Below are 6,871 nucleotides of genomic sequence, written 5' to 3' on the forward strand. Positions count from 1 at the left end.
TCGACCGACATGCGGCTGTGCCCGGTGCCGAAGAGGTGGACGAGGCCGCCACTGCCGATGGCCTCGGCGCAGATCGCCGCCGCGTGGTCGAGCCCGGCCCCCTGCGTCTGGTCGAGCTTCTCCAGCAAGGCGATGGCGGCCTGTGTCCAGCCCACTTGTCTAGACATAATCGAGACCATATCGTGGAGCCATGGTGCCGTCAACGAAATCACATTCGCCCGGACAGACGCGCTACCGGGAGATTGAACGGTACCTGCGCACCCTCGTCGAGGGGGCCAGCCCGGGCGCTCCCCTGCCCAGCGAGGCCGAGCTGTGCGAGCGGTTCTCGGTCAGCCGGATGACCGTCCGGCAGGCGCTGGCCGAGCTGACCAACGACGGGCTGGTGGAGCGCCGGCGCGGGCAGGGCACCTTCGTCGCCCACCGGCCGGTGCACCGCCGGCCGGGGGTGTTCCTGTCCTTCACCGAGGAGATGAACCGGCGGGGGGCGCAGGCGACGAGCCGGCTGCTGGCCGCGGGCATGGACGAGCCGCGCCGGTCCGAGGCCGCCGACCTCGGGCTGGCCCTGGACAGCCAGGTCGTCCGGGTCGTCCGCGTCCGGCTGGCCGACGGCGTCCCGGTGGCGCTGGAGGACGCGGCCCTGGTCCCCGAACTGCGGGGCGTCCTGGACGAGGACCTCGGCGGCGGGTCGCTGCACCGCATGCTCGAGGAGCGGGGGGTGGTGGCGACCCGGGCCACCGGGACGATCACGGCCCGGCTGGCCCGGGCGAGCGAGACCGAGCTGCTCGACCTGGCCCCCCAGGCGGCGCTCCTGGTCGAGCTGCGGGTCCTGTTCGACCAGCACGGCCGCGTGTTCGAGCGCACCGAGACCCGCTACGCCGCCGACCGCTACGTCATCGACGTGGTCCACACCCACCCCTGACGGCGCCGGCTCAGCCCTTCCACCCCTCCGGGGGGGCTAGGCCTGAGCCCCCCGGAGGCCCCCGGCGCGCTCCCGGGCCCACAGCGCCGCCCCGATGGCGCCGGCGGCCGGGCCGAGGGCCGCCGGCACGATCTCGTAGGCGGCCGGGTCGACCAGCGGCGACGCGGCGGCCACGGCCCGCCGGAGGGGGCCGAGGAGCTGCTCGCCGGCGGCCGCGACCCCGCCGCCGACGACCACGCGCTCCGGCCACAGGACCGTGACCAGGTTGGCGATCCCGACGGCCAGGCGGCCGGCCACGGCCTCGACCGCGGCCCGGGCCCGCTCGTCGCCGGCGGCCGCGGCCGCGAACACCGCCTGCGGGCTGGGCTGGCCGCCGAGGCGGCTGAGGGCGGCGCCGGCCGCGAAGGCCTCGACGCAGCCACGGTTGCCGCAGCCGCACGGCGGGCCGGCCGGGTCGATGACCTGGTGGCCGAGCTCGCCGGCGCGGCCGTGGGGGCCGAAGCGGAGCCGGCCGTCGACCACCACCCCGCCGCCGACCCCGGTGCCCAGCGTCAGGCAGATCACGGTCGAGCAGCCGGCGGCGGCGCCCATGCGGCTCTCGGCCAGGGTGAAGGAGCGGGCGTCGTTGATGAGCGCGACCGGGACGCCGAGGCGGCCGGCCAGCGGCCCGGCGACCTCGCGGCCGGCCCAGGCGGGCGGGAGGTTGGGCAGGAACACGGCCCGGCCCGACGCCTCGTCGAACAGCCCGGGGACGCCCACCCCGGCCGCCGCCACCGGCCCGTGCCCGGCCACCAGCCGCGCCCCGGCCTCGGCCAGCCGGCCGATGACCTCGCCGGGGTCGCCGGCGCCGGTCGGGAGGGTGACCGTGGCCAGCAGTTCGGGCCGGTCGCCGTCGCTGGCCTCCACGACCGCGAGCTTGCTGTTCGTCCCCCCGACGTCGATGCCGAGGTAGCGGGGGCTCACGAGCCCTGGCGCGCTCGCAGGTCGTCGATGATGGCGGCCGTGGCCGTGGCCCCGCAGCGGTCCATCCCGGCGTTGAGGCCCTCGATCAGCAGGTCGAGGGTGCGGATGCCGCCGGCCGCCTTGACCTTGACCCGCTCCGAGACGCTGGCCCGCATCAGGCGGAGGTCGTCCATGGTCGAGCCGGAGGGGGCGTAGCCGGTCGAGGTCTTCACGTAGTCGGCGCCGGCCTTCTCGGTCAGCTCGCAGCCCCGCACCTTCTCCTCGTCGGTCAGGTAGGCGTTCTCGAGGATCACCTTGACGACGGCCCCGCGGGGGCGGGCCACGGCCACCACGGCGGCGATGTCGTCGTGGACGTAGGCGTCCTCCCCCGACCGCAGCCAGCCGATGGGCAGGACCATGTCCAGCTCGGTGGCCCCGTCGTCCAGCGCCCGGGCCGCCTCGGCCGCCTTGACGGCCGTGGTGCTGCTGCCGTGGGGGAAGCCGACGACCGTGCCGACGGCCACGGCGCTTCCCGCCAGGGCGTCGCGGCAGCGGCCGACGTCGAGCGGCCGGCAGCAGACCGAGGCCACGTCGTAGGCCGCGGCCAGCTCGCAGCCGGCCAGCACCTCCCCGATGGTGAGCTCGGGGCGGAGCAGCGAGTGGTCGATCGTCTTGGCGACCTTCTCCTCGGTGATGGTCTCGACGGTCCAGCGGTCGGGCATGGCGTGTCCTCTCCTCGGGTCGGGTCGGTTGGTTCGGGGCTCAGGTCACGGTCCAGCCGCCGTCGACCGCCAGCACCTGCCCGGTGACGGCCCGGCTCTCGTCGCTGCAGAGGTAGACGGCGGCCTCGGTCACGTCCGCGGCCTCCAGGAACCCGCCGGTCAGCGGCTGGCGGCGCTCGGCGGCGGCCACGCTGGCCGGGTCGGCGGCCGCCCGGGCGCTCATCGGCGTGCGGACCAGCGACGGGGCCAGGGCGTTGACCCGGATGGCGTGCTCCCCGTAGTAGGCGGCCATCGCCCTGACCAGCCCGATCGTGGCCGCCTTGGCGGCCGCGTAGGCGTGGGTGGCGAACAGCGGCGCCATCGGGTGGCCGGCCAGGACGCTCGACATCAGCACCAGCGAGCCGCGGGTGGCCGAGGGGCCCGGCGGCTGGTCGAGCATGGCCCGCAGCGCCTCCCGGGCGGACAGGAACGCCGGGGTCGCGTTGAGCGCCAAGGTGCCCTCCCAGGCGGCCAGGGTGAGCTCGTGGGCCGGCCCGTCGCCGAGCGGCCGCCCGCTGGCCCCGGCCACGGCGTAGAGGGCGTCGACCCGGGGATGGGCGCGCAGCAGGGCCGCGAAGGCGGCCTCGGTCTCGCCCTCGTCGCGCAGGTCGGCGACGGCGTAGGGCAGGCCGAGGGCCTCGCACTGGCCGCGGTCGCGGGCCACCACCCAGACCTGGGCGCCCTCGCGGGCGAACCGGCGGGCCGCGTCCGCGGCCATGCCGCTGGCCCCGGTGACGACGCACACCTTCCCGGCCAGCCGGCCCGCCCCGCTCATGGCCGCAGGGCCAGGGCGGCGGCCGGGTTGGCGACCCAGATGCGGTCCATGGCGGGCTGGCCGAGCTCGTCGGCCAGCCGCTTGCCCAGGTGGGTGCGGAGGGCGGCCAGGCCGGGCGTGCCGCCGAGCACCGACCACAGCGACCGCCGGGCGCCGTCGGTGCCGAGCAGGAGCCGGTCGCCGTGGCCGTCGGAGACCATCCAGCGGACCAGGCGGGCGGTGGCCTCCGGGGTGCGGATGCCCTGGTCGTAGACCAGGTAGGCGCCGCTGGCGAGCAGCTCGCGATGGTAGCCGCGGTCGGCCACCTTGTCGGTGTGGGACAGGATCACCCGGTCAAGGGGCACGCCGAGCTCCTCCAGGAGCCGGAGCTGGGCCACCCCGCCGGTCCCTTGCTCGCAGTGGGTCAGCAGCGGGGCCCCGACCCGGGCCGTGGCCATGGCCGCGGCCTCGAAGGCGCGCCGGTCGCGGTCGCTGGGCCCGCCAAGGCTCCCGGCCACCTTGACCACGCCGGCGCGGTGCGGCGTGCGGCGGACGACCGGCCCGTTGAGGTCGTTGGCGTCGATGCCCTCGGCCAGCTCGGCCACGAACAGCTCGGCCAGCTCCCCGGGCGCCAGCAGCTCGCCCCAGTGCCGCTCGCCGTAGAAGCGGGCGTGGTGCAGGCCGGTGGCGGCCACGACGTGCACCCCGGCCCGGCGGCTGATGGCGGCCAGCTTGACGACGTTGCGGCCGGCGTCGGCCGGCATGGCGTCGACCACGGCGCCCAGGCCGGCGGCCACGCAGGGACGGAGCTCGTCGACGGCGTCGTCGACGCGCTGGAGGGAGATCCCGGGGTTGACGAGCTTGGGGAGGCCGCCGTCGATGACCAGGTGCTCGTGGGCGTAGCAGACCCCGAGCCGGTCGGCGGGGACGTCGCCGAGCACGGTCCGGACGACGCTCACGACGCCGCCGCCATCTCGGGGGTGAGGATGGCCCCGGCGTCCCGCAGGGCCGCCCGGAGCCGGTCGAAGGGGAGGTCGCGCGGGTCGGCGCGCCCCCGCGCGGCCAGGGCGGCCGCCGTGCCCGCGGCCTGGCCCATGGCCATGCACTGGGCCATGGAGCGGACGGCCGCGTGGGCGTCGTGGGTGGCCGAGAAGCAGCGGCCCGCCACCAGCACGTTGCCGGCGTCGCGGGCCAGCAGGGCCCGGAACGGGATGCCGACGACCTCGCCGTCAGGCAGGTACCGCCAGGTCGTGCCCGTGCCCTCGTGGTGGTCCTCGATGGGCGCCCCGCACAGGCCGATCTGGTCGTCGAACTGGCGGGCCGAGAGCACGTCGGCGGCGGTGAGCCGGACGTCGCCGTAGACCCGGCGCGTCTCCCGGACCCCGATCTGGGTGCCGAGGGCGACCAGCCGGGCCCGCTCGTAGCCCGGGACCTTGTCGACCAGGAACCGGACGTACTCGAGGGCCTGGCGGCGCCCGGCCATCTCGGCCTCGGTGAGCAGCGCCGGGTCGGTGGCGTTGACCACCCGGCGGCCGTCGCGGCGGGTCGAGGGGACCCTGGTCATGATCGTGGCCGTCATCCCCTCGACCGGGGTGACGTGGTCGGAGCCGTCGCGCCGCGGCAGGTCGTAGGCGCCGCCGGCGGCCGCCTCCCGCATCAGCCGGTGCAGCTCCTCCTTGGCCACCGTCCGGCGGCGCTCGGTGTCGACGTTGACCAGGCGGAAGCTGGTCGTGAGGGTCTGCGCCGGCTCCCGCTCGCCGGCCGGCTCGTAGCCCAGGCCGGCGAAGTGGCACACGTCGGCGTCGCCGCTGGCGTCGACCACCACGGCCGCGTCCACCCGGGCCAGCCCGGCCTTGGTCGCGACCACCAGGCGGTGGACCCGCCCGTCCGCGACCTCGGCGTCCTGCACGAACGCGTGCAGCAGCACCGACGCGCCGGCGCCGGTGACCAGGGACTCCCAGACCACCTTGAGGTGCTCGGCCAGGTAGGTGACGCCGGTCCCGGCCCCGTAGGTGTTGGGCCGCTCCAGCACCGGGCCGAGCCGGCGCAGGCCCGCGACCACGTCGTCGGCCACGCCCCCGACGACCTTCCTGGCCCTGGACCCGGGCGTGTAGAACCCGTAGAAGGTGTCCAGCACCGCCGTGGAGACCCCGCCCAGGAACGGCAGCTTCTCCAGCAGCAGCGTCCGCGCCCCGTTCCGCGCCGCCGCGATGGCCGCCGTGCCGCCGGCGCTGCCCGACCCGACGACCACGACGTCGAAGGCGCCGAGGTCCGCCAGTTGTCTAGACATAGAGGTAGGTGTAGCACACCTGGAGGCCCGAATCGAGGGCCCTGGCGCCGCGGCGGCCGGCAGCTCAGGTGGCCGCGGCGGAGGCGAGGGCGGTGACGGCCCGGGCCAGCGAGCCGCCGATCCCCCACCTGCCGGCCAGCTCGGCCAGCCGAGCGGCGTCGGGCGGGGTGCGCGGCAACGCGGTCGCCAGGTCGGGGAGCTCCAGCGTGCGGGCGGTGCGGACGACCATGGCGGCCCGGAGCAGGTAGTCCCGGGCGGCGTTGAGCTTCGCTGCCACCCGGAGCAGACGTGGGTCGCCCCGGGCGGCCGCGTCCAGCAGCGCCTCCAGGGTGCCGAAGGTGGCGAGCAGGCTGGCCGCGGTCTTGGCCCCGATCCCAGGCACGCCGGGCAGGCCGTCGCTCGGGTCGCCCCGGATGGTGGCGAAGTCGGCGTACTGCTCGGGGAGGATGTTGTACCGGGCCACCAGCGCGGCCGCGTCGATGACCTCCAGCCTGGCCACGCCCCGGCCGGTGTAGAGCACCCGGACGGCGCGGGCGTCGTCGATCAGCTGGAACAGGTCGCGGTCGCCGGTGACGATGTCCACCGGCATGGCGGCCCGCTCCGCCAGGGTGGCGATCACGTCGTCTGCCTCGTGCTCGGGGGCGCCGACGGCGGCGACGCCGAGGGCGGCCAGCGCCTCGAGGATGATCGGGACCTGCTCGGCCAGGCCGGGCGGCTCGGCCTCGCCCGCCGGGGCGCCGCCCACCAGCGCCGGCGTCCCGGGCCCGAACACCGAGGCGTTGGGGACGGCGAGGCGGTGGGTCTTGTAGGAGGGAATCAGCGCCACCCGCCAGGCCGGGCGCCAGTCGGTGTCGATGCAGGCCACCATGTCGGACGGGCGGAACCGGGCAATCACCGTCGACACCATGTCGAGGAACCCGCGGACGGCGTTGGTGGGCGTGCCGTCGGGGGCGGGCAGCGGGTGCTTGACCCCGTAGAAGGCGCGGAAGTAGAGGCTGGCCGCGTCCAGCAGCATCAGCCGCCCGGGGCGGTCGCTGCCCTTCGCGTCCGCCTGGGTCATGCGCCGGCGGGGGCCCGCCGGGCGGCGCGGTACATGGTTACGACCTCGTCCACGGTGGTGGCGTCGGTGGGGGCCTTGTCGTCGCGCCAGCGGCCGGTGAAGCGGGGGAACCGCAGGGCCAGGCCGGCGTCCTCCTTGAGCAGCC

At 76.4% G+C, this 6,871-nt stretch carries 8 protein-coding genes; 1 reads left to right on the plus strand and 7 read right to left on the minus strand.

All coding sequences use genetic code 11. The annotated features are described in order from the left end of the window. Positions 1 to 179, minus strand: a 179-nt coding sequence (locus tag VF468_14115) for an SIS domain-containing protein (GenBank protein HEX5879428.1), incomplete at its 3' end; no start/stop codon positions are given. Positions 180 to 190: 11 nt separating this feature from the next. On the opposite strand from VF468_14115, the gene VF468_14120 reads away from it, so the two are divergent. Next, positions 191 to 919 (plus strand): GntR family transcriptional regulator, encoded by a 729-nt coding sequence (locus tag VF468_14120; protein HEX5879429.1) that lies wholly within the window; start codon positions 191 to 193, stop codon positions 917 to 919. 36 nt (positions 920 to 955) lie between these two features. Here VF468_14120 and VF468_14125 read toward each other — a convergent pair whose 3' ends face one another. The 6 genes from VF468_14125 to VF468_14150 form a co-directional block, all read right to left on the minus strand. Continuing rightward, the gene (locus VF468_14125; GenBank protein HEX5879430.1) at positions 956 to 1,882 is read right to left on the minus strand and encodes an ROK family protein; all 927 of its coding nucleotides are present in this window, start codon (positions 1,880 to 1,882) and stop codon (positions 956 to 958) included. Beyond that, on the minus strand, positions 1,879 to 2,583 hold the full coding sequence (gene deoC, locus VF468_14130; protein ID HEX5879431.1) for a deoxyribose-phosphate aldolase: 705 nt from the start codon (positions 2,581 to 2,583) through the stop codon (positions 1,879 to 1,881). Before deoC ends, VF468_14125 begins: the two co-directional genes overlap by 4 nt. 40 nt (positions 2,584 to 2,623) lie before the next feature. Continuing rightward, on the minus strand, positions 2,624 to 3,397 hold the full coding sequence (locus VF468_14135) for an SDR family oxidoreductase (GenBank protein HEX5879432.1): 774 nt from the start codon (positions 3,395 to 3,397) through the stop codon (positions 2,624 to 2,626). Continuing rightward, positions 3,394 to 4,335 (minus strand): phosphotriesterase, encoded by a 942-nt coding sequence (locus tag VF468_14140; protein ID HEX5879433.1) that lies wholly within the window; start codon positions 4,333 to 4,335, stop codon positions 3,394 to 3,396. Before VF468_14140 ends, VF468_14135 begins: the two co-directional genes overlap by 4 nt. Further along, a complete protein-coding gene (locus VF468_14145; protein HEX5879434.1) occupies positions 4,332 to 5,666 on the minus strand; it encodes an FAD-dependent oxidoreductase in 1,335 nt (444 codons plus the stop codon). The genes VF468_14140 and VF468_14145 overlap by 4 nt, the downstream gene beginning before the upstream one ends. A 64-nt stretch (positions 5,667 to 5,730) precedes the next feature. Then, entirely contained in the window at positions 5,731 to 6,726 is a 996-nt protein-coding gene (locus VF468_14150) for a 5'-3' exonuclease (GenBank protein HEX5879435.1), read from the minus strand. Positions 6,727 to 6,871: the final 145 nt, after the last annotated feature.

The sequence above is a fragment of the Actinomycetota bacterium genome (genome assembly GCA_036280995.1).
Taxonomy (GTDB): domain Bacteria; phylum Actinomycetota; class CALGFH01; order CALGFH01; family CALGFH01; genus CALGFH01.

What these genes read in the sequence shown, in the direction of transcription:
- VF468_14145 (HEX5879434.1), bottom strand. Translation starts at nt 5,666, where the DNA reads ATGTCTAGACAACTGGCGGACCTCGGCGCCTTCGACGTCGTGGTCGTC.
- deoC (HEX5879431.1), bottom strand. Translation starts at nt 2,583, where the DNA reads ATGCCCGACCGCTGGACCGTCGAGACCATCACCGAGGAGAAGGTCGCC.
- VF468_14135 (HEX5879432.1), bottom strand. Translation starts at nt 3,397, where the DNA reads ATGAGCGGGGCGGGCCGGCTGGCCGGGAAGGTGTGCGTCGTCACCGGG.
- VF468_14120 (HEX5879429.1), top strand. Translation starts at nt 191, where the DNA reads ATGGTGCCGTCAACGAAATCACATTCGCCCGGACAGACGCGCTACCGG.
- VF468_14150 (HEX5879435.1), bottom strand. Translation starts at nt 6,726, where the DNA reads ATGACCCAGGCGGACGCGAAGGGCAGCGACCGCCCCGGGCGGCTGATG.